Here is a 25581-nt window from a genome sequence, read left to right on the forward strand (position 1 = left end):
GAAACAACCTCTCAGTACCACTAAGAACTAAGCATTTTATCAGCAGTTGGCATTTATCATTTGGCTCACTCGAATTGATAACTCTTTTTGTATCTTGCTGTTAATGACTATTCGTCATTTCAATTCCATGCTGTTTTAAAATCAAGGAAGCAAGCAGTTTTGATGCAGGCCCTTGTTGATCTCTTTTAGGGATCACTAAGCTCAACATGATGCGACGTTTTTGGCTGCCCTCAAGATGTAAACGTACTAGATTACCCGAAGCCAATTCTTCTTGGACTAAGAAAGAGGGGATCCAACAGAAACCAATGCCTTGATTTAAAATGACTTTAGCTTCATGGAAGTTAGAGACAGTCCAGCGCTGCTCAGCTTTGAGCCAGCCGATATCAATGTTGGATTGCACTCCAGTATCTTTAATCACTAACTGTAAATATTGTGCCAGTAGTTTATCGTCTTCAATTGTGCCTAAGTCAGCGAGTGGGTGATTTGGATGACAGACGAGGTAGAGTTCTTGTTCACATAAGGGTTCGGATAAATACCCTTTAGGCGGCACCCCTGCACAGATAGCAATATCGACTTTACTCTGCAGAATGAGCTCTTGAGTGCCGGTGATCACTGAGTCCAGCATGATGATTCGAGTGCCACGACTGTGGGGTAGAAACGCATTGAGGGCACACACTAAGCTTTCCATCGGATAGATAATTTCACGGGCAATCGTGAGTGTCGGCTCCCACCCTTGTTCAAGATTACTCGCAAGTTGTTCTAACTCGTTGACGGCTTGGGTGACATGCCGTGAGCGGCGCAGCAGCACTTCGCCCTGCGGGGTGAGATAGGCTTTACGGCCTTTGACTTCGAGTAGCTCGATACCTAATTGATGCTGTAATTTGGCAACGGCATGGTTAAGTGACGATTGACTCTTGTTGAGTTTTTCGGCCGCTTGGGCATAGCCGCCAAAATCGACCACCGCTTGCAAAATACGCCATTGTTCTAAGGTAGATTTAGCTCGAGTCATTATAATCTCAAAAAACCGATAGATTGAGGCTTATAGTGGCCACTTCTTACGACTTTTTCAATTAAATATCATAGAGTCAGTCGTTTTCACGACATACAGCTAACTATGTCGCGCTAAGTTATTAAGGTGATAGAGAGGCGAATCATGACGATTAGCTGTGTTTGCGCCCGAGCGAGTCACAAACACATCCTAAGCATTAACACTTAAAACGCACAAGAACCTGTTGCGTCGAAAGCTTGGGTGTTGGAATTGTCAGCATGTTCTGAAGCGGTGCTATTTGAAATTCTTTGGATCAGCGCAGCACTATCAACGGGGGCGCCAATGACCGCTTTTAATTGGTCACTTAAGCTCAAAGCGTCTTCATTGATGACTAATACATTGAATAATTTTAGTTTGTCTTGGCAGTTGAATGTGGATTGAGCTACCAGCTGGGCTAGCGATGCTTGCCAGAGTGATTGGTAGTAGAGCGGTCCTTCGTTGGCGATAGCATTGAAGCTATAAGGATAATCCTGTGTTTGTGGCCAGTCTTGACCAAAGCTCGCATTAAACTCCGCACCGAGATCGGGGTAGACTTGTGCACTTGAGTTTTGGTAAAAGTTGACTGCAACCTTAGCGCGAAAGACTTTAAGCTGCTTCGAATAAGCTTTAGCCAGTGTTTCACGCTCCTGTAAATAGGTGTGCTCAAACTGCGGAAAGAGTTGATGGCGCAGTACTTCTGCTAACCAAAGACTCGCCACAAAATAGCTATCTTGACTCTGTCCCATGGCATTGTTGAGGTAGAAATGGCTCGCTTTAGCAAGAGAAGTGACAGCCTCTGCGATAGACTCGGTTAATTGCTCAATGTCTTTGTAGTTACTCAGCTGTGGCTTGAGATCTAAAGCTTGTTGTCCAAATTGCTGGCCGAGTACACTTTGGCGCAATGTCTGCTGTTGACTACCTTGCTGTGGATTTGGGTTGTACGCCACATAGATTTCACCTAACAATCTTTGCTGGTGGTAGACCCTAACGATATGCGGCCGATTAGGAACGGTTGGTATTTTCTCGACCTTAGCGGTTTCTATGGTCTCAAAGTGTAAACCAAACACTTGCAGATAAGTAAAGCTGCGACTCAAGACGTCAGAGGTTTGCCATGTCGGCCCCTTGGCTGATGCTTGTTGTGACAGGGTTCGCCCAATATCCCAAGGAGCCACCTGCAGATCTTGGGTTTGGCTATCGAGAAAGGCTTTGACTAATTCAGGGGACGATAACTGCTGCGAACTAAGCGCTAATGCGCTGTAATCGGTAAAGCCTGCAGCAGTGGCGGCTTGTTGGCGCTGCTCAGCAATTCGCTCTAATGCCGTTTGGTTGGTTTCACTGGCTCTGGCTTGGTAGGCCTGCCATACATTTTGGCGACATACGGCGTTTTCTTGCGTCAGTAAGTAACTGGCGATAGTGCCAGAAAAGTCGCTCTGCTTTGAACTGTCGGGCTTCGGCTCGTCACTTTTATCCTCTTTTTTATGCAGATGTTGCTGCTGAGTCACTTCGGGTTGGCATTGGCTGTCATTGAAGGCAAGACTAAATTGTTGACTGCCTAACCCTTGGCTTATGCTGGCTTGTGCAGTATGTAATTTCGCTTTCTCCTCGGCGCTCCAATGCTGTTGTAGTAACTGTTTAAGCTGTTGGCTCAGCAGTATTTGTTCTGCATTGCCTTGGGCTAAGGCGTAGGCTAGTTGACTCCATTCAGTTTGGCTGAGAAGTTGCGACAGGGTGTCGGCGAGGTGTAGCTGGCATTGCAGTAGACCCTCGCGTTCCTCGCTTGGTAAGTTAAACCCACGGTAATAGTTGAGCCTGTCGTTGATATTATTAAGCCCTAACATCTGTTGCTCAAAAATAAGCGCGCGCTGGGCCAAGGTTAATTCAGACGCAGTTAAACGTGCATTGGCGAACACAGTCGCGAGATCAATACTTGGCAAACGCAGGCATTGTTCAACTAAGAGGGGAACAGGGCTTGGCGCCGCATAGGCGGCATTCGTAACATAAAGGCTCAAGCCAAACAGGCTAACCAGTAAAGTGGGTTTTAACATGGGTTATGTGTTCTGCATCTGTGATGGAATGAGTTAACTTTGACTTAGTATCCAATTGAGTTAGCTTCAAGTCATTGTTATGCATGAAACCCTGTTCTGTTCTGGATGTCAACGATAAGGGTGGGAGTCGCAAATGTATTGCTATTCAAGGAAGGAGTTACACTGAGCTGCTGAACACTTACATATTCCAGATGTACTAGAGGAATGGTGTTCTTTCGGCTTTTGATATCAGCCATTACCAACTCAAACTCTGAGGACGTAATGACTGATATTCGCTTACTTCAGACTGAAAAGGTTAGTTTAAATCCTGATTAGGCTGATTTTTTACTGCGATAATCGTGGCGCGTTTGGGCGCAGGATAACCTTCAACCGTTTTGGTGATGTCGTTAGGATCTAGGTATTCAACCAGTGATTCGTTGGGCATCCAGTCGGTACGGCGTTGCTCGGCAAGGGCTGTGACATCGGTATCGACACAACGGATATCAGTGAAATCACACTTTTTTAACCATAGCATGAGCGCGGCAACGGACGGAATGAACCATACATTATTCATTTTGCCATATCTATCTTGAGGCACGAGTACGGCATTTTCGTCGCCATCTATCACCAAGGTTTCTAGCACGAGCTCACCACCGGTGCGCAATTGATCACGCAGCTGTAACAAGTGATCGATAGGCGAACGTCTGTGATATAAAACGCCCATGGAGAAAACTGTGTCAAATGCATCGAGCGGTGGCAGCTCTTCAATACCCAATGGTAACAGGTGTACAGGGTGATGTGTGCCCGCTAAACGTTTGACGGCTTCAAACTGACATAAAAACAACGGCGAAGGGTCGATACCGACGACACGTTTGGCATCTGAGCCCAACATGCGCCACATGTGATAACCACTGCCACAACCGACATCGAGCACAGTGCGGTTTTTCAGCGGCGAAATATGTTGCTTAACGCGGTCCCATTTCCAGTCACTGCGCCATTCGGTATCGATGTGGATGCCATGAATGTGGAAGGGGCCTTTACGCCATGGCATAAACAAACGCAGCAGGTTTTCAAGCTTCTCTTTTTCGCCTGGGCTAAGTTGCTCGCCGCTACCGACGGTCACGCTATCGATAAAATCTATTTGATCTGGTGCAGGATAGTGCAGCTTGTTGAGCACTTTTTCCCACTTTGGCAGGTTGCCGTGTTTATGATCCCGTTGCCACTTGCCTAAAATGCTCGGCAGGGTTTCGAGCCAGTGTTGTAGATTTGAATCGGCGATTTGTTGGTAAAACGAGCTAAAGCTGATCACTTGATGGCCACCATAGAAGCAAAGTTAAAGCATTGGAACCAGAGACTAAAGTGACTAAAGCCTTGGCTGGTGAGTCGTTGTTGATGCGTGGTTAAGGTGTCTGGCTTCATGACATTTTCCAGCGCACTGCGTTTTTGGCTGATCTCAAGTTCGCTGTAACCATTAGCGCGTTTAAAGTCTAAATGTTGCTCTTCCAATAGGGTTTGGATAGGAGCATCTTCGAAGCGAATTTTTTCTGATAGTACTAACATCCCGCCGGGATTCAGACCTTGATAAATCTTCGCTATCAGGGTTTCTCTGTCTTCTGGCGGTAAAAATTGCAAGGTAAAGTTGAGTACCACCAATGACGCATTTTGAATATCGATATCGCGAATATCACCGCAAACCAGATCGACATCCGTATCGCTGACATAGGCATTCAGGTTCTCTTGGCAGCGTGCGACCATAGATTCACTGTTATCTACAGCAATAATGCGACATTGGCGGCCTTGGATTTGGCGACGAATACTTAAGGTCGCAGCACCGAGTGAGCAACCCAAATCGTAAATTTGAGTATTTGGCATGACGAAACGATCTGCAAAATCGCCTATGGTATTGATAATTTGCGCATATCCAGGCACTGAGCGGCGGATCATGTCACTGAATACGCCTGCTACACGGTTATCAAACTGGAAATCGCTAATATGCTCGCTCGCTTGAGCGTAGATAGTGTCTTGAGAAACGTTCATCTGAGATTTTTCATGGGAATTCAACTGTGCATTTTAACGAATCAGAGCGATTAGCAGCAAGTCTCATGCTAGTAATTTGCGATAAATTTTTGTCTAATACTTAATAGATAACAAAATCGTTACATGTACATCAAGTACTAAGGGCTCAACTTGAAGTTTGTGATCCACTTAATTGTGATCTTGTGCAGCTGTTTTTTGAGCATAACGGGGCAGGCAAGTCCGTTGTCCTCTGAGCCATTAATCATCGTTATGGGTGAGGATAGCTTTCCCTATCAATATGTCGACAACGATGGCGAGCCGACTGGATTACTGGTTGATTTATGGAAAGAGTGGGCTAAACAAAGCCATACCCAAGTCGTTTTTGTGGCGCGCCACTGGCATGAGTCCCTTGATCAACTGCGGCAAGGTAAGGCGCAAGTGCATATCGGCATGGGGAAAATCCCAGAGCGAGAGCAAGAATTTGATTTTGCAGTGCCCATTGCGGATGTGGGCACTTTTTTGTATTTGCATAAATCCTTGCAGGGCAAAAAATCCATCAAAGAACTGATCCCCTTTCAAATTGGTGTGGTAGCGGCTTCATCCCATGAAGCGGAATTACACCGTATCGAACCGCAGCTTGTGTTTAAACGCTACGAAAGTCGTGAGAAATTATTGGCAGGGGTCGCCGCGGGCGAGATCGTAGTCTTTGCGGGGTTAGAAGGCTATTTGAAAGATCCCGACTCATCCCAAGAGATTGCCGCAAACTTTCCCAATACTGCCCGCCTTCAAATTAAGGCGATGCAGTTTGTACCCGCAGTTCAAAAGGGCAATCTTGCATTAGTCGATAAAATCAATAAAGGTTTCACTGCGCTCGATGCGCACTTTATTCAGCAAACGGAGCGACGTTGGCTTGGCTATCAACGTCAACAAGCTGGACTCGTTATTTCGATGCAACTGGGCGTCGAGCCTTTTGTGGACTTAGGTGTCGATGGTTTACCCCATGGCTTGTATGTGGACATGTGGCAGCTTTGGTCTGAGAAAACGGGTATTGCCGTTGATTTTATTTCTGGTGATATGAACTCTAGCGTGGACGATGTTCGTCGTGGTCTCGCCGATGCCCATATAGGTTATCCTGAAAGTGATGATGTTAAAACGGGCCTTACTCAGGCTTGGCATTTATATACAGTGAAGAGTCGACTCTTTCTCTATCAGCAACAGTTAACCGATTTAGACAGCTTAAAAGGTAAACGTATTGGTGTGGTGCCGACAGCGCCTTATTTGGTGGATTTGCGTAAAGCATTACCCCAAGTGTCACTGCGTTATTACGACAGTATGGATGCCATGGTGGCGGGGGCGAGGTCTGGAGAAGTTGTCGGTTTTATCGCCGCGGGTGCATGGACATCCCATTATTTACTGCTCAATAAAGGCTGGTCTGACTTTAGCCAGTATCCTGATCTCGAATTTAGCACCAACATTTATGTGCTGACCCGTAGCGATGATGCTGGCCTTACACAGAGGATAGCCAATGGGTTTAACAGTATTAGCAATCAAGAATTTGCTGAGATTGAACATAAATGGATGCTCAATCCTAAAGATCATGTTTTTACCCAAGCTGAGCGCCATGTCAGCTTAAGCCCCGCTGAGCAGGCCTATGTGGAAAGCGTAGGCGAGCTCAAAGTCGGTTATCTAAAACAATGGCCACCGATGGAGTTTATGGATGAACAGGGTGAGTTTGCGGGGATCAATAGCGATATCGTCAAATTGCTCAAGGAACAACTCAAACTTAAGCTCACGCCCGTTGCCTTTGATGATTGGCATTCGTTAATCGAGGCGTTGCAAAAGGGCGAGGTGAGTTTAGCCGGCAGTGTCGCGCAAACGGCGGAGCGCCAGCAGCGTTTAGCGTTTAGTGAAGCCTATTGGCCATCGCCGTGGGCCTTAGTGTCGCAACTGGAACAAGTCTCGGTTTTTAATATTGCTCAGCTCGCAGGTCAAAGGGTGGCTGTGGTTGAGGGATATCATTTAGTGGCGCAATTGATGAGTCTGGAGCCTTCGCTCAAGTTAGTCATAGTGCCAAATACGCAGGCCGGATTAGCGGCCGTGACGAATGGCAATGCGGATGTGTTTATCGATAAAGTGGTGACTTTAGCTTCTGAGCTTAAAACCAGCCACTATCCGACACTGAAAATGTCGCTGCTCAGTGATCTCGCCGATCAGCATAGTCATATTGGTGTTTATCCTCAATTTGCGCCGCTGGTGCTGCTGATTAATAAAGCTTTGGCTTTGGTTGATGCTCAACATCAGCAAAAAATATATACGCGCTGGGTGTCATTTTCTGTGGCGACAGAGAGTGCTAAATATCTGCAATGGCTGCGTTATATCGTATTTGGCGTAATAGTCTTATGCTCAGTGATGGTGGCGGTGTTGTTAGTGAATCGCCGCTTAAATCGTGAGATCACCCAGCGATTGGTGGCAGAAAAACGTTTGCTGCATGTGGCTAATCATGATGCTTTAACTCAGTTGCCCAATCGCGCCTTACTTGATGACAGACTAACCCAAGCTTTGCTATCTCATCGCAGAGAACAGGCACATTTCGCTTTGTTATTCATCGATCTCGATGGTTTTAAACAAATCAATGACCAACACGGTCATCCCATTGGCGATGAATTACTGGTACTGGTCGCCCAAAAGTTAACCAAGGTTATCCGTGGCTCAGATACCGTTGCGCGATTTGGCGGCGATGAGTTTGTTATCCTGCTAAATCGTGTGCAAGATCTCGATGCCGTTACCCAAGTAGCTGATAATATTCTACAGGCACTGTCGAGCCCTTTGCTTATTCAAGGCGTCAGTGTCAGCATAGCCGTTAGTATCGGCGTGGTGATTTACCCCCGCGATGGTGACACAGCGATAGGTTTGTTGAAAAAAGCCGATCAGCTGATGTACCAAGCAAAAAGTAGCGGCGGGCGTTGTTATCGCTCAGCTTGATGTTTTTTTGAACGCTCATGCTCAGATAGTGCGTTCGCCTCTAGTCAAGGGCGTAAAACTGTTTGATACTTCACCGCCTAAGTGTGAAGTACTTTGGTAATCGGCATTATTTTACTATAATGCCGCTTTTATCTCGTTTTGATTATTTCCAAAGCACCGGTTTCCGGATAAAGGATAGAGTTAGATGCGCAGTCATTATTGTGGAGACGTCAATAAGTCTCACGTTGGACAAGAAGTTACCTTGGTAGGTTGGGTTAATCGTAGCCGTGATTTGGGTGGCGTTGTCTTTTTAGATTTAAGAGACAGAGAAGGTCTCATCCAAGTGGTCTATGATCCAGACTTACCTGAGGTGTTCAATGTCGCTAGCACGCTGCGCGCTGAATTTTGCGTTCAGGTCAAAGGCTTAGTTCGTGCCCGTCCTGATAGCCAAGTCAATGGTCAAATGAAGACGGGTGAGATTGAAGTCTTAGGTCAAGCCTTGACGATTATCAATGCTGCCGATCCACTGCCATTGAGCATGGATAACTACCAGAACAACAGCGAAGAGCAACGTCTTAAGTATCGTTACTTAGATTTACGTCGCCCAGAAATGGCGCAGCGATTAATTTTCCGCGCTAAAGTGACCAGTTCTGTGCGTCGTTTCCTCGACTCAAACGGTTTCTTAGACATAGAAACCCCGATCCTGACCAAGGCAACCCCAGAAGGTGCCCGCGATTATTTAGTACCAAGCCGTACTTATAAAGGTCAGTTCTTTGCCTTGCCACAATCGCCGCAGCTGTTTAAACAGTTACTGATGATGTCAGGCTTTGATCGTTACTACCAAATCGTAAAATGCTTCCGTGATGAAGACTTACGTGCCGACCGTCAGCCAGAATTCACCCAAATCGATATCGAAACGTCTTTCATGAGCTCTGAGCAAGTGATGGCGAAAACCGAAGAGATGATGCGTGGTCTGTTCCTTGAAATGCTGAACGTCGATCTCGGCGAGTTCCCGCGCATGACCTACAACGAAGCGATGCGTCGTTTTGGTTCAGATAAGCCAGATTTACGTAACCCATTAGAGCTGGTGGACATTGCCGATTTACTCAAAGAAGTGGAATTTGCGGTATTCTCTGGTCCTGCGAACGATGAAGAAGGCCGTGTTGCTGCGCTGCGTATTCCGGGCGGCGCTGCGCTGTCTCGTAAGCAAATCGATGATTACACTAAGTTTGTTGGCATCTATGGTGCTAAAGGCTTAGCATGGATGAAGATTAATGATCTAAGCCTTGGCTTAGAGGGCATTCAATCACCTGTGCTGAAATTCTTAAACGAAAGCATAGTCAATGAAATCGTCAGCCGCACTGGCGCGCAAACTGGTGACATTATCCTGTTTGGTGCAGATCAGGCGACTGTGGTTGCCGAATCTATGGGCGCACTGCGTCTTAAAGCGGGTGAAGATTTCAGCTTATTACAAGGTGAATGGCGTCCACTGTGGGTAGTTGACTTCCCAATGTTTGAGAAAATCAACGGCAACTTCCACGCGGTTCACCATCCGTTCACCGCACCGCGCGGCGTAACGGCGGCAGAACTTGAAGCTAACCCAGCAAATCGCGTTTCTGATGCTTACGATATGGTATTAAACGGCTGCGAATTAGGCGGTGGTTCAGTGCGTATCCACAACCAAGAAATGCAGTCTGCGGTATTCCGTATTCTGGGCATTACTGACGATGAGGCTAAAGAGAAATTCGGATTCCTGTTAGAAGCGCTGCGTTACGGCACACCGCCACATGCTGGTTTAGCGTTTGGTTTAGACCGCATCATCATGCTGATGACGGGCGCAAGCTCAATCCGTGATGTGATGGCGTTCCCGAAAACCACCACTGCCGCTTGTCCGCTGACTAACGCGCCTGGTTTTGCCAATCCGCAGCAATTAGCTGAACTGGGTATTGCCGTGGTTGAGAAAGCTGTTAAAGCGGAAGACTGATCTTTTGTAAGAGGGCTTTGTAAGGCGACTTTTGTAAATCGACCTTATTCAAATCGACATTATGTAAATCGTTTTAGTGTAACTCGTTTTAGTGTAAGTCGATTGACGTTAGCCTTGTCAGTTATTTTTAGTCGTACCGAAAACCGAGGCATGAGCCTCGGTTTGTTTTAGTGAACCGCCATTCCACCGCTTATCAATATCTGTTAGTTCAATCCTTTAAGTAAATAGCCGTTATTTAGTCTCATTCCATATTCGGCTCTTGATAAGCTTTGCGATGGCACCTAGATGATACCTAAGTAGAGGAGACTTCCCATGGCAGGTCACAGTAAATGGGCCAACATTAAGCACCGTAAAGCGGCTCAAGATGCTAAACGCGGTAAACTCTTTACTAAATTCATTCGCGAGTTAACCGTTGCAGCCCGTGAAGGTGGCTCAGATCCCGACTCTAATCCACGATTACGTGTCGCCATCGATAAAGCCCTCGGTGGCAATATGACCCGAGAAACGGTTGAGCGTGCGATTAAACGCGGCGCCGGTGAATTAGAAGGCCAGCAACTCGAAACCATTCTCTATGAAGGTTATGGCCCAGGCGGCACTGCTGTGATGGTTGAAACCATGACGGACAATCGTAATCGTACTGTGAGTGGTGTACGTAATGCGTTTAGTAAATCGGGCGGTAACTTAGGCACGGATGGGTCGGTTTCTTATCTGTTCACTCAGCGTGGGGTGTTATCCTATGCGCCGGGAACTGATGAAGATGCATTGATGGAAGCGGCGCTTGAAGCGGGCGCGGAAGATATTGTCAGCTATGATGATGGTGCTGTGGATGTGTTTACTGATCCCGTTGATTTCTATACGGTGAAAGAGCAGCTCGATAAAGCCCATTTTGTGGCGGATAATGCCGAAATCGCGATGATAGCCTCGACGAAAGCTGAGCTTGATCTAGAAACCGCCGAAAAATTTATGCGCCTTATCGACACCCTTGAAGATCACGATGATGTGCAAGAGGTGTATCATAATGCGGAAATCTCCGATGATGTGATGGCAAGCCTAGGCTAGATAGAGTGTGAGCTGAATTGGGGCTTCAATTGATGCCAATTTCAACTCGCAAATGCTAACGTAGGAACAGGGACGCAAATGTAGATCCCATATTAAGGTATTGAATGGCAATTATTTTAGGTGTTGACCCAGGTTCACGGATCACAGGCTACGGCGTGATCCAATGTCAGGGACGGCATCAGATTTACCTCGGCAGTGGTTGTATTCGCACTTCGTCTGAAGAGCTGCCTGGCAGGCTCAAGCAAATATTTGATGGGATCACTGAGATTATTCGTCAGTATCAACCGGACGAATTTGCGATTGAGCGCGTATTTATGGCAAAAAATGCCGATTCTGCGCTCAAGTTAGGCCAAGCACGCGGCGCGGCCATTGTTGCTGCCACAGTCGCCAATTTACCTGTGGCCGAATACAGTGCGACTCAAATTAAGAGCGCCGTCGTGGGTACGGGGCGAGCACAGAAAGCCCAAGTACAACACATGATCCAACAACTACTTAAATTACCCGCTGCCCCACAAGCTGACGCCGCAGATGCACTCGGTGTTGCTGTGTGTCATTATCACACCAGCCAGAGTTTAATTGCATTGAGTGGCCGGGCAACGGCAAGAACATACGGACGGTACAGATGATAGGTCGTTTACGGGGCGTGCTCGTTGAGAAACAAGCACCAGAAATTTTGATCGATGTTAATGGTGTTGGTTACGAGTTGCAGATGCCGCTTACTAGCTTTTATGAGCTGCCTGAAGTTAATCATGAAACTATGGTCTACACCCACTTTGTGGTTCGTGAAGATGCACAGCTTCTCTATGGTTTTATCACTAAGCAGGAAAGGGCGTTATTTCGCTTACTGATCAAGACCAATGGTGTCGGTCCCAAGCTCGCACTGACCATTTTATCAGGCATGACAGCCGCAGAATTTGTGGGCTGCGTTGAGCGCGATGACATAGTGACCTTAGTGAAATTACCGGGTGTCGGCAAGAAGACCGCCGAGCGGTTACTGGTAGAAATGCGCGATAAGCTCAAGAGCTTGATGGAAGCCTCCGCAGGCTCAGAGCGTGAGTTCGTGCTGCAATCCAATTACTCACCCGCACCGACAGTCAATAGCGCCGAAGAAGATGCTATTTCAGCTTTAATTTCACTGGGTTATAAACCACCGCAGGCGAGCAAATCGGTTTCTGCAGCCTACAAAGAGGGCATGGATTCAGAAACCCTGATCAAAGCCGCCCTTAAATCGATGCTTTAATTGAACAATGATGATAATTAAGATGAAAGCTGCGATAAGGAATAACAATGATTGAGGCAGACAGACTCATCCAGCCGCAGATCCAAGCTCAAGATGAATCCATCGACAGGGCGATGCGCCCTAAAATGCTCGATGAATACACGGGTCAAGATGACACTCGGGCACAGCTTAAGGTGTTTATTCAAGCGGCAAAGAATCGTAATGAAGCCTTAGATCATATGTTGATTTACGGTCCGCCGGGATTGGGTAAAACCACCTTAGCCATGATTGTTGCGAACGAGATGGGGGTGAACATTAAATCCACCTCTGGGCCTGTGCTGGAAAAAGCGGGCGATCTCGCCGCACTTTTGACCAATCTCGAATCCGGTGATGTGTTATTCATCGATGAAATCCACCGATTAAGCCCTGTGGTGGAGGAGATTTTGTATCCAGCGATGGAAGATTATCAGCTGGATATCATGATAGGTGAAGGGCCGGCAGCGCGCTCTATCAAGCTTGATTTACCGCCGTTTACTCTAGTGGGTGCGACAACACGGGCAGGAGCTTTGACTTCACCACTTCGGGCGCGTTTTGGGATCCCGCTACGGCTTGAATTCTATAACATCAAAGATTTAAGCACCATAGTCACGCGTTCGGCGCAGGTGATGGAACTGGATATTGATGCTGAAGGTGCATTTGAAATCGCACGCCGTTCACGTGGTACACCGCGGATAGCTAACCGACTGCTTCGCCGCGTGCGGGATTACGCGCAGGTGAAGCATGATGGCGCTGTCACTAAGTTTGTTGCCGACCATGCACTAGACTTGCTGGATGTTGATAATGAAGGTTTCGATTATATGGACCGCAAGTTACTACTCGCCATTATCGATAAGTTTATGGGTGGCCCAGTTGGACTCGATAACTTAGCTGCAGCCATAGGCGAAGAGCGCGAAACCATTGAAGATGTGCTAGAGCCATTTTTGATCCAGCAAGGCTTTATCCAACGCACGCCCCGCGGCCGTATTGCAACCGCACGGGCATATCAACATTTTGAGTTGATCAAACCCGAGTAAATATCAGTTTGATGATTTATATGGTTAAGAGGCGGCCTGAGAGTCGCCTTTTTTATGGGAAAAATTTACCTTTGCATACAATTTGGGTGAAGTAAAAGCGATATTTAAACAAATTAAGGGGCGGTAATTGGAGGGGATAATGAGCTTTTATGAGTTGATAGGTATAAATTCTCATTATTAAATTGTATCAAAACTCCAAAGTATTATGGCTGTTTTCAGCTCGTTATTTAGACGTTAATAATGGATTTTATATAGAAATCTATATATTTACAGCTATCTACTGATGCCCTTTATTTATCAACAAGTGTATCAGCGTGGTGTGTTTGTTGAGCTAAAGTCTGAGATCTTCACTATTAAGGTTGATTTTTTCTCTGAGATTAATTTAATTCAACAAATTGGATTTAGGCCATTAAATTCTCAAAACAAATAGTCGCTACAGTTACCTTTTTTAGGTTTTTCATACGGAACAACTTGTAATGATATTGTTTTGTTTTTATTGATGGCTTTGTTTTTATGCATAGATAACACAATTGATGCTGATTGTATCTTTTGTTATGTACTGATTTAGCGAGATTATCTTAATTATTATGGCTATTTCTAGTTGCTCACGCCTATAGATATGCAGTTTAAGTGGTAGTTAATCAATACTTCATTCCAATTCAAGGCTCTCGCTGTATCGAATAAGTGTGATGTATATCACACTTATTGGTATTGAATATGTTTCGCAAAAGTAATTTGTTAACAGTGTTAATCACTGGTAAATCATTATAATTAAGGCTTAATCTCTGTGTAATTATATATATTAAGTCTTATTGAAAATAAAAATCATAAAATTAAACAAATTAACTCAAATTTATTAACATTAATTTTTTATTGGTTAATATTTTGAGCATTGACGGAGTTAAAGTGAATCATCAGTATCGAGTGCAACACTAGTACAGCAATAGTTGTACAAGCTGTAAGCATAAAAATAATAGTAAGATCTAGGGAGCATTCATACATGATCAAAAGAACGAAAGTTGCGTCAGCTATTAATTTAGCTATCGTTGCATCTATCACTACAGGTGCATTTGTTACGTCAAGCGCATTTGCTGCTGAAGAAAAAGCAAAAGTTGAACGTATTGAAGTTACAGGTTCACGCATTCAACGCCAAGATATGGAAACAGCATCTCCTGTGACCGTTATCGATGCTGCTGCGATTAAAGCGGAAGGTTTCACTTCTGTTGACCAAATGCTGCAAGTACAGACTTCGATGGCGGGTGCGGCAGTGGGTTCAACCACAAACAACGGTGCTGACGGTGTTGCCCAAGTTGACTTACGTGGTATGGGTTCACAACGTACGCTTGTGTTATTGAATGGTCGCCGCATGGTTAACTCAGGTTCAGGCGCTGATAGTGCAGTGGATCTGAACTCGATTCCAGTCGCTATGATTGCGCGTGTTGAAATTCTGAAAGACGGCGCATCAGCGGTTTACGGTTCTGATGCCATTGCTGGTGTAGTGAACATTATCACGAAGAAAGATTTTGAAGGTTTCCAGTTCGATTTTAACGGCAGTGGTACAGATAAAGGCGATGGCGAAAGTGGTGATGTCAGTGCACTATACGGTTTTAACACCGATGGTGGTAATTACACCTTTGGTGCCGCTTTTTCTGACCGACGTGGTGTGATCCAATCTGATCGTGATTGGACTAAACCTGGTGCGAGTGGAATTATACCAACGGGTTCACTAGATGGTATGGTTCAAGATGCTAATGGTAATTGGGTAGCACAAACAGAGACTTATGATTTCACCCAAGATAGCTACTATCAAACACCAAGTGAACGTCGCAGTTTATTTGCTAACATGACTCAAGAGCTGGGTAATGATGTTGTGTTAACTGCAGATGCTATTTATACCAACCGTCGTTCTCATCAGCAAATGGCAGCTCAACCTGCACAGCTATATCTTGATGTCTGTGGTCAACCAGATGCAGATCCATTAAAGTGTTTAACACTTGATAGTGATATGATTGCTGCAGGTATTAAGCCTGATGATCATGGGCAAGTCTTCTATGCTAGACGTATGAATGATGTAGGTCCTCGTATTTATACTCAGGATACTGATACTTGGCGTTTATCAGGTGGTCTAGCGGGTACTTTAGACGTTCATACAGGTATGAACTGGGATGTTACTTATACATTTGGTAAGAACAAAGCAGAAACCGCAGTAGAGAACTCTATCAATGCTAGCGATATGCGTAACGCTATTTATGCTAATCCTGATGCTTGGTTGAGTGGTGCACCACTTACACAAGCGATGAAAGATGCTGTTGGTTATACAGAGGCTGCAAATGGCGGTAATGAACAACAGACATTATCTGCGGGCTTGAATGGTGAGTTGTTTGATTTAAAAGCGGGTGCCGTTGGTTTTGCGATTGGTGCTGAATACCGCCGTGAGAGTGGTTTCTATAATCCCGATCCAATTGTTGTCGCAGGTGAAAGTACTGCAGCACAGCAAGATCCAACCGATGGTAACTACAACGTTATTTCGATTTTTCAAGAAGTAAGTGTGCCTTTCACCGAGAAATTAACGGGTGAATTCGCGCTGCGTTTAGACGATTACTCAACATTCGGTAAAGCGACCACTTGGAAAATTGGTTTAACATACACTGCAACAGATGACTTAATGGTTCGGGGTGTTGCGGCTACAGGCTTCCGTGCTCCAAGTGTTGCTGAATTATATGGTGGTAATTCGGGATCGTTTGATTACCTTACAAATCCTTGGTTGTCAGATGATGAACAGCCAGGACAAATTTTGGTAAACCGTACTTCTGATCCAGATTTGAAGCCTGAAGAGTCAGAGTCTTATACGGCTGGTTTAGTGTATTCGCCAAGCTATCTTGATGGTATGTCTCTGACATTAGACTACTGGCGCTTCAAAGTGGATAACGCGATCGCCCGTTTAGATACTCAGGCTGGCTTAGATGATTGTAAAGATGGCATTACGTCAGCTTGTGAAACGTTTAATATTACCCCAGAAGGTGACTTGCGTAATTTAACGAATGCGTTAACCAACGTAGGTTATCAAGATACTAGCGGTATTGATTTTAACTTAGCCTATAACTTTGAAGGCTTAGGTTTGGATTGGAAAATCAGCAATGACACGACATATTTATTGAACTTTGAGCAGGATAATAAAGATTACACTGATACTATCGACGGTAACTTCGGTGCTTACGCTAAGGTTCGTAATAACTTCAGTCTCTCAGCTGGTCAAGATGATTGGAGTGTTATGTACTTCAACCGTTATATTGGTGAGATGACAGACTTGGCGAAAGGCTATGATGTTGACTCAGTGCTATACCACAATATTTCTGGAACATATCACATCACTGATATGACAACTGTTAGTTTAGGTGTGAAAAACTTCACTGATGAAAAACCATCACGTGTTTCTAACGGTAGTGATGGTGGCACAGTTCCACAAGTATATGACACAATCGGCCGCGTGATTTACGGTGGTGTAACTGTTAAATTCTAAGCTAAGTTCAGACTCTTAGTTTCTAAAAAGCGCCTTAGGGCGCTTTTTTATTGGGAGTTTACGAGATGATTTTAGAGTCGCTAATCATCCGTTGATTGGTTGTTAATATCGTATTTTGTTCACAGTTTTCAACATCACACTTCTTAACTAATGTAATAGCGCTAGAGTCGTCTCGATTCGCATGGTAATATAAATGATATAGATTCTCGTTTGGGCTTTAAGGATGAGTAAAATACTCTTGGTCGATGATGATCCATTGTTTAGCGTTTGGTTAGCTGATGCCTTATGTACGCAAGGGCATGAGGTTAAGTGTGCGGTTAATGGCATCGAGGGGCTGGCATGCATTGAAAGTTTTGCTCCAGACATCATAGTGCTTGATTTAGTGATGCCACAGATGAATGGGTTTGAGTTGCTAAAAGCGCGTGAATGTTCAACGCCGGTACTGATGATCTCAGCACGTGATAATGAAGATGATCGTATCACTGGTTATGAATTGGGAGCAGATGATTTTCTGAGTAAGCCGTTTAGCATAAAAGAGATTTTTGTCCGCTTACGAGCTTTAGAGCGGCGTCTCTGTGCCGGTCACTCTCACTCGCCGCAAATGGCGACTGTGGCGGCTAAAGTGATTAACTTCGATGAAATGAGTTATAGGATCACTATTGGCACCCGCTATGTCGATTTGACCCAAACCGAGTTTAAATTATTTAAATATCTTTTTGAAAGAAAAGGCCAAGTCATCACTAAGCAAGAGTTGCAGCGCTCAGTGCTACAGAAAGATTTGGGCCGATTTGACCGTAATCTGGACATGCACATTAGTAACACTCGCCGTAAGCTAGCCAATATCAGCTTGCCGCGTAATTTGATAAATACAGTACGAGGCCAAGGTTATAGTTTTATGGTCTAATATCTTCATGAATTTATAGCGAAAGGCTCATTTCTTGTGGATTTTAGGCGTGTTAACTGGTTAATTAAAGGTCGATTGCAAGTGTCTTGACTGAATTTAATGGCTTTCGTTTTCCCCTTGGGATGTTTTGGTTTATTCTATCGGCCATATAATAAAATGTGCCGTGTGATATCTATCGCACGCCATTAAATTGCCCTTAGTTTTAACAACCTATTAGGAATCATTATGCGGATCAGTGCCAACTTTGATGGCGGAAATATCCAAGTCGTCAATCTTGATAATAAAGACGATATTCAACTTGCTATCCGCCCTGATGCGGGTGGTGAGTTTTATCAATGGTTCAATTTTCGATTTGAAGGTGAAGTGGGTAACCATTACACCTTGAATATTATCAATGCGGGAACCGCTTCTTATACCAAGGGATGGGAAGATTATCAGGCGGTGGCCAGTTATGATCGCCAGCATTGGTTCCGTATTCCGACTCAATATCAAGACGGTAAACTGAGCATTAGCATAGAGTTAGATTGCGATGCCATTCAAATCGCTTACTTTGCACCCTACAGCTATGAGCGTCATTTAGATTTACTCAGCGGCGCCCAGTTACACCCAGATGTCAATTTAGAGCATTTAGGTCTGACCTTAGATGGCCGCGATATTACTCTGATGAAAGTAGGGAATGGCGATCCTTCTAAACGCAATATTTGGATCACCGCCAGACAACATCCGGGTGAAACGATGGCTGAATGGTTAGTTGAAGGTCTAGTGAATCGTTTACTCGATAATGACTGTCCCACGGCAAAAGCACTGCTTGATAAGGCCAATTTTTATATAGTGCCCAACATGAATCCCGATGGCAGTGTCAGAGGTCATCTGCGCACTAACGCGATTGGGATTAATCTAAACCGCGAGTGGCAAACACCGAGTTTAGAAAAAAGCCCTGAGGTATATCACGTCGTCAACAAGATGCAGCAAACGGGTGTTGACCTGTTTTATGATGTGCATGGTGATGAAGGCTTACCTTATGTGTTTCTAGCGGGTTGTGAAGGCGTCCCCGCTTACAATGATAAACTGGCGCAGCTGCAAGCGGACTTTAGTCAAGCATTGACCTTAGCCAGTGCCGATTTTCAAACTCAGTATGGGTATGATAAAGATGAGCCCGGCCAAGCGAATTTGACCGTAGCGTCTAATTGGGTTGCCCAGACCTTCAAGTGTTTATCAAATACCCTTGAGATGCCATTTAAAGACAATAACAATCTGGCCGATCCTTTTGTGGGTTGGTCACCAGAACGCAGTATTTATTTAGGTGAAGCATCGCTGATTGCCATGCTCGCCGTTGTTGATAAGTTACGTTAGGGCGAGGCTGATATGGCATTAATTGAATGTCCGGTGTGTCGTAAACGTATGTCGAGCAAAGCGCCTTCATGCCCCCATTGCCAAGCAAAAACCGATGGCGACAATGAGTCCTTATCGCGCATTAGCCATATTCAAAAGTCCAGCAGCTTAATGAATCAGAGTTTCGTTGCTATGACCTTGTTCATTGCTGGTGTGGTGATTTGGTTTTGGGGTGGGGAACCCGCTGAAGGTATGCGTGCGAATATCGCCGGAATATGCTTTGTGTTTGGTTTTGTAGGTTATCTCGTAACACGAGTCAGAATCGTGTTACATAAGCGGAAAAGTGTATGACGGATATCAATCAAGTGATCGACCAAATGCCCGTTGAAGTCTATGAAAGGCTTCGCAGTGCTGCAGAGCTGGGTAAGTGGGAGGATGGTACTGTGTTGAGTGAGACTCAGCGTGAATCGACTCTGCAGGTGGTGATGTTGTATCAAGCACGTAAGCTTGAGCAAACAGAGCATTTCACTATTGCATCTGACGGTAAAATTAATGAGCTGTCTAAGGCCGAGCTGAAAAAGCAATTCCGTGGTGAGCCAATTGCCGGCTTTAAAGCGCAGGATTTATAATTTCTGACTGGCCGCACTGATTGGCATGTAAGGGGTGTTTTATTATAGGTATTAGGCGTAAGTCTGAGGTTGGCAAGGGGATTGGCATTTTATCTTTTGTTAGTGATATCAAGACTAACATTGATTTGATATCAAATAACTTCAATGCAAATCTTGGTCCGCAAAAGTCTTAAAATAAATATTCATTTAGTGCTGTTTAGTCTGAGCTGAAATCTAGTCTGAGTTTAAATCAAAAAAGCCCATCAAATATGGGCTTTTTTTGTTGCTAGCGTTTGAGGGCAACAAACAGATTAAAAGACACTATCTTTAATCTATGCTCAGTTCACCGACTAGATTTTGTAACATGGCCGCTTTTATCTCAGCTGGTTGCAAATTTTTAGATAGCAAATAATGCAGTTTTGCTAAGGCTGCTTCTATAGTCATATCGGCGCCACTGATCACGCCTGCTTTGGCTAATGCATTGCCTGTGGCGTAGCCGCCCATATTCACCTTACCTTGGAAACATTGGGTTAGATTCACCAGCACTATGCCACGTTCATCTGCTTGCCTTAAGGTTTTGAGTAAGGCGGCATCCTGCGGCGCGTTACCCACACCAAATGTCAGCAGTATGAGGGCTTTAACTGGCTGTTGCAGAATGTTCTCAAAAATCTGTGTCGATATCCCAGGATACAAGGTCACCACACCGACTGGTTGTGGGCTGATATGAGCGACTTCTAATGGGGTATCGTTGGCAACGGTGATCTTGCCTGCGCGCAGATTGATTTTGATCCCCGCCTCAAGCAGTAGCGGGAAGTTGGGTGAGGCGAAAGCATCGAAGCCATCGGCGTGGGCCTTAGTCGAGCGATTACCCCTAAAGAGTTTGTTATTGAAGAATAAACACACTTCAGCGACTGGATAATTCGCCGCTATATAGAGTGAGTTCAATAAATTGGTTTGGCCGTCTGAGCGTAGCTGGGCGAGGGGAATTTGCGAGCCCGTCACTATCACAGGTTTTGACAATCCTTGCAGCATAAATGATAGTGCTGAAGCCGTGTACGCCATGGTATCTGTGCCGTGAAGGATCACAAAGCCATCGTACTTATCGTAATTAGCTTGTATATCGTCGGCGATCATCTGCCAATCGGTTGGTGCCATATTGGAAGAGTCGATAAGCGGGCAGTATTCGTGGATGACGAATGTCGGCATTTCTTCATGGTAAAACTCAGGCATAGATTGCACGCACTGAGTCAGGAATCCCGCGACGGGAACAAAGCCGTTATCGGTCTTTTGCATACCGATGGTGCCACCAGTATAGGCAACATAAATGGAGCGTTTAGTCATTCTTGTCGTTTTCTTAGCTTCAAGTGGCCGAATTATACGATTTTACTGACATAAACCCAATAAAAAAGCCCGGAGATCCGGGCTTTGTCTTTGTCATCATCTTGAAGTTGCGAGCTGCAACCTAGACGCTGGCAGATTTAGTTCATCATATTGCAAGTATCACAGTAGATGTAGACGTTATTTGGATCATCGAAAGAGGTGAGTGTTTTCAAACTGCTAGTCCACTGTTGTAGCATTTGTTCTAACATCGATGACTGACTTAGTGAGGCGGGCAGGTAGCTCGATACTGAGGCAAACATCTGCTGCATGAATTTTTGTTCGGGTGTCAGCTCTTGTTCGATGACGCGGGTATCAAATAGCGTCATATCCGCGAGTTTAGCGGCTTTAGCTATGGCTTCATCTACATCACCCAGTTCATCGACTAAGCCAAGCTCCAGAGCCTTTTTACCGCTCCACACACGGCCTTGAGCAATCTTATCGACTTGTTCTATGGTCATGTTGCGTTCTTTGGCGACCAGGGAGATAAAGTCCGAATAGCCGCGTTCAATATGACGTTGGATAATCGCTTCAATCTGGGGGGAAAGTGTGCGGGTAACAGATAATCCTGCCCATTCTGAGGTCGATACGCCATCGGTATGCACGCCTATACTGGCCAATGAATCTTCAAAGGTAGTGATCATACCAAAGATCCCAATCGAACCCGTGAGTGTTGTTGGCGTTGCGAAGATATAGTCGGCACTGGCTGAAATCCAGTAACCACCGGATGCGGCTAAACTGCCCATGCTCACAACCACGGGTTTACCTGCTGCTTTAAGTGCAAGTAATTCTTGACGAATTTGCTCAGAGGCAAAGGCGCTACCGCCAGGGCTATCAACGCGTAATACTAAGGCTTTAATGTGTTTATCAAAACGTGCCTTACGTAGCAGTTCGGCGGTGCTTTCGCCGCCAATTTGGCCCGCAGGTTGAGTGCCGTTCAAAATTGTGCCACTTGCCACAATAATACCAACACTGTCTTGCTCTACAAAGCTGGGTAATGGTGTCACTAAGGTTAAGTAATCATAAAAACTGACTTGCTTGAAACTGTCACCACTGCTGGCTTTTCCTACTGTTTCTAGCATGGTTTTACGAAAATCTTCTGTGGTCGCTAGGTTATCAACCCATTTCATGTTGATTGCCATTGTGGCTGAATCGCCATTGGCTTTATCGAGTTCTGCCAAATAAGTGGTTGCGTCGGGCACCAGAGAATTCGGTTCGATATTGCGATTGCCTGCAACCGTTTGTGTGTAGCTTTGCCATACATCGGCTAACAGTGCACTACTGGCTTCCCGCGCAGCATCTGACATATCGTCACGTATGTAGGGTTCAACCGCAGATTTAAAAGTCCCCACGCGGAAAATATGCGCTTTGACTTTGAGTTTTTCTAAGGCCGATTTGAAATATTGGTTGTACATACTCAGGCCATCAAGCGAGACACCGCCTTGGGGATTGAGGTAAATGGTGTCGGCAAAACTGGCGAGGAAATATTGATTTTGCTCGTAGTAGTTGCCGATGGCGATGACTTTTTTACCGCTCTCTTTAAAGCGATTGAGTGCATTGCCGATAGATTGTAGTTTGCTGATCCCAGCACGTTTAAGATCGACCAGGTCGAGCACTAGTACGCTAATACGTTGATCTTGCGCTGCATTGTCAATGACATAAAGCACATCGGCGAGTAGGATTTCACCATCGGCGTTGGCATTTTGGCCTTGTTTGAATGCGGCTTCTAAGGGATCGACTTGTTGTTTCTGATCGACAATAGAGCCGGCTAAATTAAGCACCAGTGCCGAATTATCTTCAACTTGGATATCTTCGCTACTGCCAATGGAGATAATGATCGCGGCTAAGAGTCCAAAAAAGATTAGATTGAGGATGAGTTTACGCGTCCCGTTCAGGGTGTGCCAAATAAACAAACATATTCTCTTGAAAAACGATGGGTTAGCGGACATCTGCCACTCCTTTATAAGTCCAATCTGCCAATGCTAACTGAAAATGGCGCTACAGGCTAAACACAATTGTAAAGGATTTTGACTGATGGCCTCGATCCAACGGTTGAGCTTAGATTTGACACAAGGTATGCTGATTTAAATCACTTGTTTTAAAAGGATGTTTGAATGTCGTTTCCCCATTTATTAGAACCCTTAGATCTGGGATTTACCCAGCTCAAAAACCGTGTGCTTATGGGCTCAATGCACACAGGTTTGGAAGAAGAAAAGGGCGGATTTGAGAAACTGGCAGCGTTTTATAAAGAACGCGCTCTGGGCGGTGTAGGTTTGATTGTGACGGGCGGTATTTCCCCCAATCTTCGTGGTCGCCTTACGCCCCATGCATGCCAGCTGAGTTTTCCTTGGCAAGTGGGTAAGCATCGCGTGGTAACGCAGGCGGTGCATGAGGCTGGCGGTAAGATCTGTATGCAAATTTTGCATGCGGGACGTTATGGCTATCATCCTTTTTCCCAAGCACCAAGTAAGATTAAGTCACCCATTACACCCTTTACGCCGTCTGCTATGTCCAGCCGTCAAGTGCGCTCGACCATTAAGGATTACGCCAGTTCGGCCGCCCTTGCCAAGAAAGCGGGTTACGATGGTGTTGAGGTGATGGGCTCTGAAGGATATTTGATTAATCAGTTTGTCAGTGCGCGTACCAACACCCGCACCGATGAATGGGGCGGTGCGTTTGAACAGCGGGCGCAATTCCCGATTGAGATTGTTAACGCGATACGGGCAAAAGTCGGAAAAGACTTCATCATTATCTTCCGTTTATCTATGCTCGATCTGGTGGATAACGGTTCGACTTGGGATGAAGTGGTGCAACTGGCTCAGTGGTTAGAGCAAGCTGGCGTGTCCATTCTAAATACGGGCATTGGCTGGCATGAAGCGCGTGTACCGACCATTGCGACAAGCGTGCCCCGTGGCGCCTTTGCGTGGGTGACTGAAAAGCTCAAACAATCTGTCTCTGTGCCCTTAATTGCCACTAACCGCATTAACACCCCTGAGATTGGTGAGCAGATTATTGCCTCAGGTCAAGCGGACATGGTGTCGATGGCGCGGCCTTTCCTCGCCGATCCCGAGTTCGTGAATAAAGCGGCTGCGAACACACCGGAGCTTATCAACACCTGCATTGGCTGTAACCAAGCATGTCTTGACCATACCTTTTCCCTCAAGCGCGCAACTTGCTTAGTGAATCCTCGCGCCTGTTATGAGACTGAAATCAACTTCTTACCCACAGTAAATAAAAAGCGTATTGCGGTGATGGGTGCAGGCCCTGCGGGCATGGCGTTTTCTGTTTATGCCGCTATGCGAGGCCATCATGTTGTCTTGTTTGAAGCGAAATCTGAGGTGGGTGGTCAGTTTAATCTCGCCCGTAAAATCCCTGGGAAAGAAGAGTTTAACGAGACTATTCGTTATTTCATTAACCAAATTAAGCTGCATAAGGTGGAGCTGAGATTAAACACTCGTCTCGATGCCAGTGTGCTGGCGACGGAAAAGTTTGATGAAGTGGTAATCGCCTCAGGCGTTGTGCCGCGTGATTTAGTCTTACCCGGTTTTGACGACCCACGGGTGGTCGATTATCAAAAAGTGCTCTCGGGTGAAGTGACTGTCGGTAATACGGTGGCCTTGATTGGCGCTGGCGGTATAGGATTCGATATGGCGCACTTTTTGTGTGAGCGCCAGTCGAGCACCTTGAACCCCGATAAATGGCTGCAACAGTGGGGCATAGATAAAACTTACCTGCATGCAGGCGGCCTAACTGAACCTCATTCCGACAATACTGATCATCGTAAGGTGTTTTTACTGCAACGTAAAACGTCGAAGATGGGCAAGGGCTTAGGTAAAACAACAGGCTGGATCCACCGTCTTGTGCTTAAGCAACATGATGTGAAGATGAAAACGGGCGTGAGTTACGATAAGTTTGATGATGCCGGACTGCATATTCGCGTGGGTGAAACCGCTGAAGTGCTGGCCGTTGATAACGTCGTTTTGTGTGCTGGGCAAGAATCGAATCGCACGTTAGTGGATGAGATGAAAGCGACGGGCCTGCCTGTGCATCTGATTGGTGGCGTAGATGTCGCGGCAGAGCTTGATGCTAAGCGTGCAATCCGCCAAGGCGCTGAACTGGCAATGCGTTTATAGAAAGTTGATAAGCCTTACGTTTTAAACCTTAACGTATTCAATTTTAGATCCTGAAAGCCTGAACTTGTGTTCAGGCTTTTTTGTTTTAGTTTGTTTTAGGGTCTGTTGATCTTTCGAGAGTGATTTTTAGACAGCATGGCAAGACGTTATAATTTGCTTCGCCAAAAGTAACCATAACCTCAAGCCATGCCAAGACTTATGCTAACCGATGAACGCTGGGAAAAGCTATTTCATTTAATGAAAAGCACAGGCCGTGTTTATGACAAACCTGAACATAGACAAACATTCGAAGGTATTCTTTACCGCCTTAGAACAGGTATCCCTTGGCGAGATTTACCTAAAGA

19 protein-coding genes are annotated in these 25581 nt (G+C 45.5%); 13 read left to right on the forward strand and 6 right to left on the reverse strand.

All coding sequences use genetic code 11. From position 1 onward, the window contains the following. Positions 1-100: 100 nt before the first annotated feature. From L5L77_RS14545 to cmoA, 4 genes are all read right to left on the reverse strand, one after another. Positions 101-1009 (reverse strand): LysR family transcriptional regulator, encoded by a 909-nt coding sequence (locus L5L77_RS14545; RefSeq protein ID WP_263186397.1) that lies wholly within the window; start codon positions 1007-1009, stop codon positions 101-103. 203 nt (positions 1010-1212) lie between these two features. Next, positions 1213-3072 carry a M3 family metallopeptidase gene (locus L5L77_RS14550; protein WP_263191854.1) on the reverse strand — a complete coding sequence of 620 codons (1860 nt, stop codon included), beginning with the start codon at positions 3070-3072 and terminating at the stop codon, positions 1213-1215. A 295-nt stretch (positions 3073-3367) separates the two neighbouring features. Continuing rightward, the gene (cmoB, locus tag L5L77_RS14555) at positions 3368-4360 is read right to left on the reverse strand and encodes a tRNA 5-methoxyuridine(34)/uridine 5-oxyacetic acid(34) synthase CmoB (RefSeq protein ID WP_263223014.1); all 993 of its coding nucleotides are present in this window, start codon (positions 4358-4360) and stop codon (positions 3368-3370) included. Then, positions 4357-5088 (reverse strand): carboxy-S-adenosyl-L-methionine synthase CmoA, encoded by a 732-nt coding sequence (gene cmoA, locus L5L77_RS14560; RefSeq protein ID WP_263161336.1) that lies wholly within the window; start codon positions 5086-5088, stop codon positions 4357-4359. Before cmoA ends, cmoB begins: the two co-directional genes overlap by 4 nt. Before the next feature lie 150 nt (positions 5089-5238). Here cmoA and L5L77_RS14565 point away from each other — a divergent pair, with 150 nt between their 5' ends. From L5L77_RS14565 to L5L77_RS14615, 11 genes are all read left to right on the forward strand, one after another. Further along, positions 5239-8049, forward strand: coding sequence for a diguanylate cyclase domain-containing protein (locus L5L77_RS14565; RefSeq protein WP_263186400.1), 2811 nt, complete (start codon positions 5239-5241; stop codon positions 8047-8049). Positions 8050-8233: 184 nt separating this feature from the next. Beyond that, entirely contained in the window at positions 8234-10012 is a 1779-nt protein-coding gene (aspS, locus tag L5L77_RS14570; RefSeq protein WP_028759851.1) for an aspartate--tRNA ligase, read from the forward strand. A 312-nt stretch (positions 10013-10324) separates the two neighbouring features. Further along, positions 10325-11071: a YebC/PmpR family DNA-binding transcriptional regulator gene (locus L5L77_RS14575; protein ID WP_263186401.1), complete on the forward strand. Its 747-nt coding sequence runs from the start codon at positions 10325-10327 to the stop codon at positions 11069-11071. 104 nt (positions 11072-11175) lie between these two features. Continuing rightward, on the forward strand, positions 11176-11697 hold the full coding sequence (gene ruvC, locus L5L77_RS14580; RefSeq protein WP_006081743.1) for a crossover junction endodeoxyribonuclease RuvC: 522 nt from the start codon (positions 11176-11178) through the stop codon (positions 11695-11697). Then, positions 11694-12311 carry a Holliday junction branch migration protein RuvA gene (gene ruvA, locus L5L77_RS14585; RefSeq protein WP_028759853.1) on the forward strand — a complete coding sequence of 206 codons (618 nt, stop codon included), beginning with the start codon at positions 11694-11696 and terminating at the stop codon, positions 12309-12311. The genes ruvC and ruvA overlap by 4 nt, the downstream gene beginning before the upstream one ends. 47 nt (positions 12312-12358) lie before the next feature. Next, positions 12359-13363 carry a Holliday junction branch migration DNA helicase RuvB gene (gene ruvB / locus L5L77_RS14590; RefSeq protein WP_028759854.1) on the forward strand — a complete coding sequence of 335 codons (1005 nt, stop codon included), beginning with the start codon at positions 12359-12361 and terminating at the stop codon, positions 13361-13363. Between the two features lie 1000 nt (positions 13364-14363). Beyond that, positions 14364-16883 carry a TonB-dependent receptor plug domain-containing protein gene (locus L5L77_RS14595; RefSeq protein WP_131524072.1) on the forward strand — a complete coding sequence of 840 codons (2520 nt, stop codon included), beginning with the start codon at positions 14364-14366 and terminating at the stop codon, positions 16881-16883. A gap of 223 nt (positions 16884-17106) precedes the next feature. Further along, positions 17107-17787, forward strand: coding sequence for a response regulator transcription factor (locus tag L5L77_RS14600; protein WP_028759856.1), 681 nt, complete (start codon positions 17107-17109; stop codon positions 17785-17787). A gap of 225 nt (positions 17788-18012) precedes the next feature. After that, positions 18013-19140, forward strand: a complete 1128-nt coding sequence (locus L5L77_RS14605; RefSeq protein WP_105252564.1) for a M14-type cytosolic carboxypeptidase — start codon at positions 18013-18015, stop codon at positions 19138-19140. Between the two features lie 12 nt (positions 19141-19152). Next, positions 19153-19470 carry a zinc ribbon domain-containing protein gene (locus tag L5L77_RS14610; RefSeq protein ID WP_219234123.1) on the forward strand — a complete coding sequence of 106 codons (318 nt, stop codon included), beginning with the start codon at positions 19153-19155 and terminating at the stop codon, positions 19468-19470. Continuing rightward, positions 19467-19748, forward strand: a complete 282-nt coding sequence (locus tag L5L77_RS14615) for a YeaC family protein (protein ID WP_113940384.1) — start codon at positions 19467-19469, stop codon at positions 19746-19748. The genes L5L77_RS14610 and L5L77_RS14615 overlap by 4 nt, the downstream gene beginning before the upstream one ends. Before the next feature lie 306 nt (positions 19749-20054). Here the strand turns inward: L5L77_RS14615 and ansA are convergent, their stop codons facing one another. Next, positions 20055-21068, reverse strand: coding sequence for an asparaginase (gene ansA / locus L5L77_RS14620; RefSeq protein ID WP_006086774.1), 1014 nt, complete (start codon positions 21066-21068; stop codon positions 20055-20057). A gap of 137 nt (positions 21069-21205) precedes the next feature. Then, positions 21206-23053, reverse strand: coding sequence for a signal peptide peptidase SppA (gene sppA / locus L5L77_RS14625; protein WP_263186402.1), 1848 nt, complete (start codon positions 23051-23053; stop codon positions 21206-21208). Between the two features lie 165 nt (positions 23054-23218). Between sppA and L5L77_RS14630 the strand changes: the two genes are divergently transcribed. Further along, positions 23219-25237 (forward strand): NADPH-dependent 2,4-dienoyl-CoA reductase, encoded by a 2019-nt coding sequence (locus L5L77_RS14630; RefSeq protein ID WP_263186403.1) that lies wholly within the window; start codon positions 23219-23221, stop codon positions 25235-25237. Positions 25238-25423: 186 nt separating this feature from the next. After that, positions 25424-25581 (forward strand): transposase (locus tag L5L77_RS14635; protein ID WP_263185135.1); only part of this gene is annotated, 158 nt, incomplete at its 3' end.

This window comes from Shewanella sp. SM29, assembly GCF_025654245.1.
Taxonomy (GTDB): domain Bacteria; phylum Pseudomonadota; class Gammaproteobacteria; order Enterobacterales; family Shewanellaceae; genus Shewanella; species Shewanella oncorhynchi.

Bases quoted from the DNA above. Each gene is read 5' to 3' on its own strand.
- L5L77_RS14545 (WP_263186397.1), bottom strand. From the start codon at position 1,009: ATGACTCGAGCTAAATCTACCTTAGAACAATGGCGTATTTTGCAAGCG.
- L5L77_RS14550 (WP_263191854.1), bottom strand. From the start codon at position 3,072: ATGTTAAAACCCACTTTACTGGTTAGCCTGTTTGGCTTGAGCCTTTAT.
- cmoA (WP_263161336.1), bottom strand. From the start codon at position 5,088: ATGAACGTTTCTCAAGACACTATCTACGCTCAAGCGAGCGAGCATATT.
- aspS (WP_028759851.1), top strand. From the start codon at position 8,234: ATGCGCAGTCATTATTGTGGAGACGTCAATAAGTCTCACGTTGGACAA.
- L5L77_RS14575 (WP_263186401.1), top strand. From the start codon at position 10,325: ATGGCAGGTCACAGTAAATGGGCCAACATTAAGCACCGTAAAGCGGCT.
- ruvC (WP_006081743.1), top strand. From the start codon at position 11,176: ATGGCAATTATTTTAGGTGTTGACCCAGGTTCACGGATCACAGGCTAC.
- ruvA (WP_028759853.1), top strand. From the start codon at position 11,694: ATGATAGGTCGTTTACGGGGCGTGCTCGTTGAGAAACAAGCACCAGAA.
- ruvB (WP_028759854.1), top strand. From the start codon at position 12,359: ATGATTGAGGCAGACAGACTCATCCAGCCGCAGATCCAAGCTCAAGAT.
- L5L77_RS14595 (WP_131524072.1), top strand. From the start codon at position 14,364: ATGATCAAAAGAACGAAAGTTGCGTCAGCTATTAATTTAGCTATCGTT.
- L5L77_RS14600 (WP_028759856.1), top strand. From the start codon at position 17,107: ATGAGTAAAATACTCTTGGTCGATGATGATCCATTGTTTAGCGTTTGG.
- L5L77_RS14605 (WP_105252564.1), top strand. From the start codon at position 18,013: ATGCGGATCAGTGCCAACTTTGATGGCGGAAATATCCAAGTCGTCAAT.
- L5L77_RS14610 (WP_219234123.1), top strand. From the start codon at position 19,153: ATGGCATTAATTGAATGTCCGGTGTGTCGTAAACGTATGTCGAGCAAA.
- L5L77_RS14615 (WP_113940384.1), top strand. From the start codon at position 19,467: ATGACGGATATCAATCAAGTGATCGACCAAATGCCCGTTGAAGTCTAT.
- ansA (WP_006086774.1), bottom strand. From the start codon at position 21,068: ATGACTAAACGCTCCATTTATGTTGCCTATACTGGTGGCACCATCGGT.
- sppA (WP_263186402.1), bottom strand. From the start codon at position 23,053: ATGTCCGCTAACCCATCGTTTTTCAAGAGAATATGTTTGTTTATTTGG.
- L5L77_RS14630 (WP_263186403.1), top strand. From the start codon at position 23,219: ATGTCGTTTCCCCATTTATTAGAACCCTTAGATCTGGGATTTACCCAG.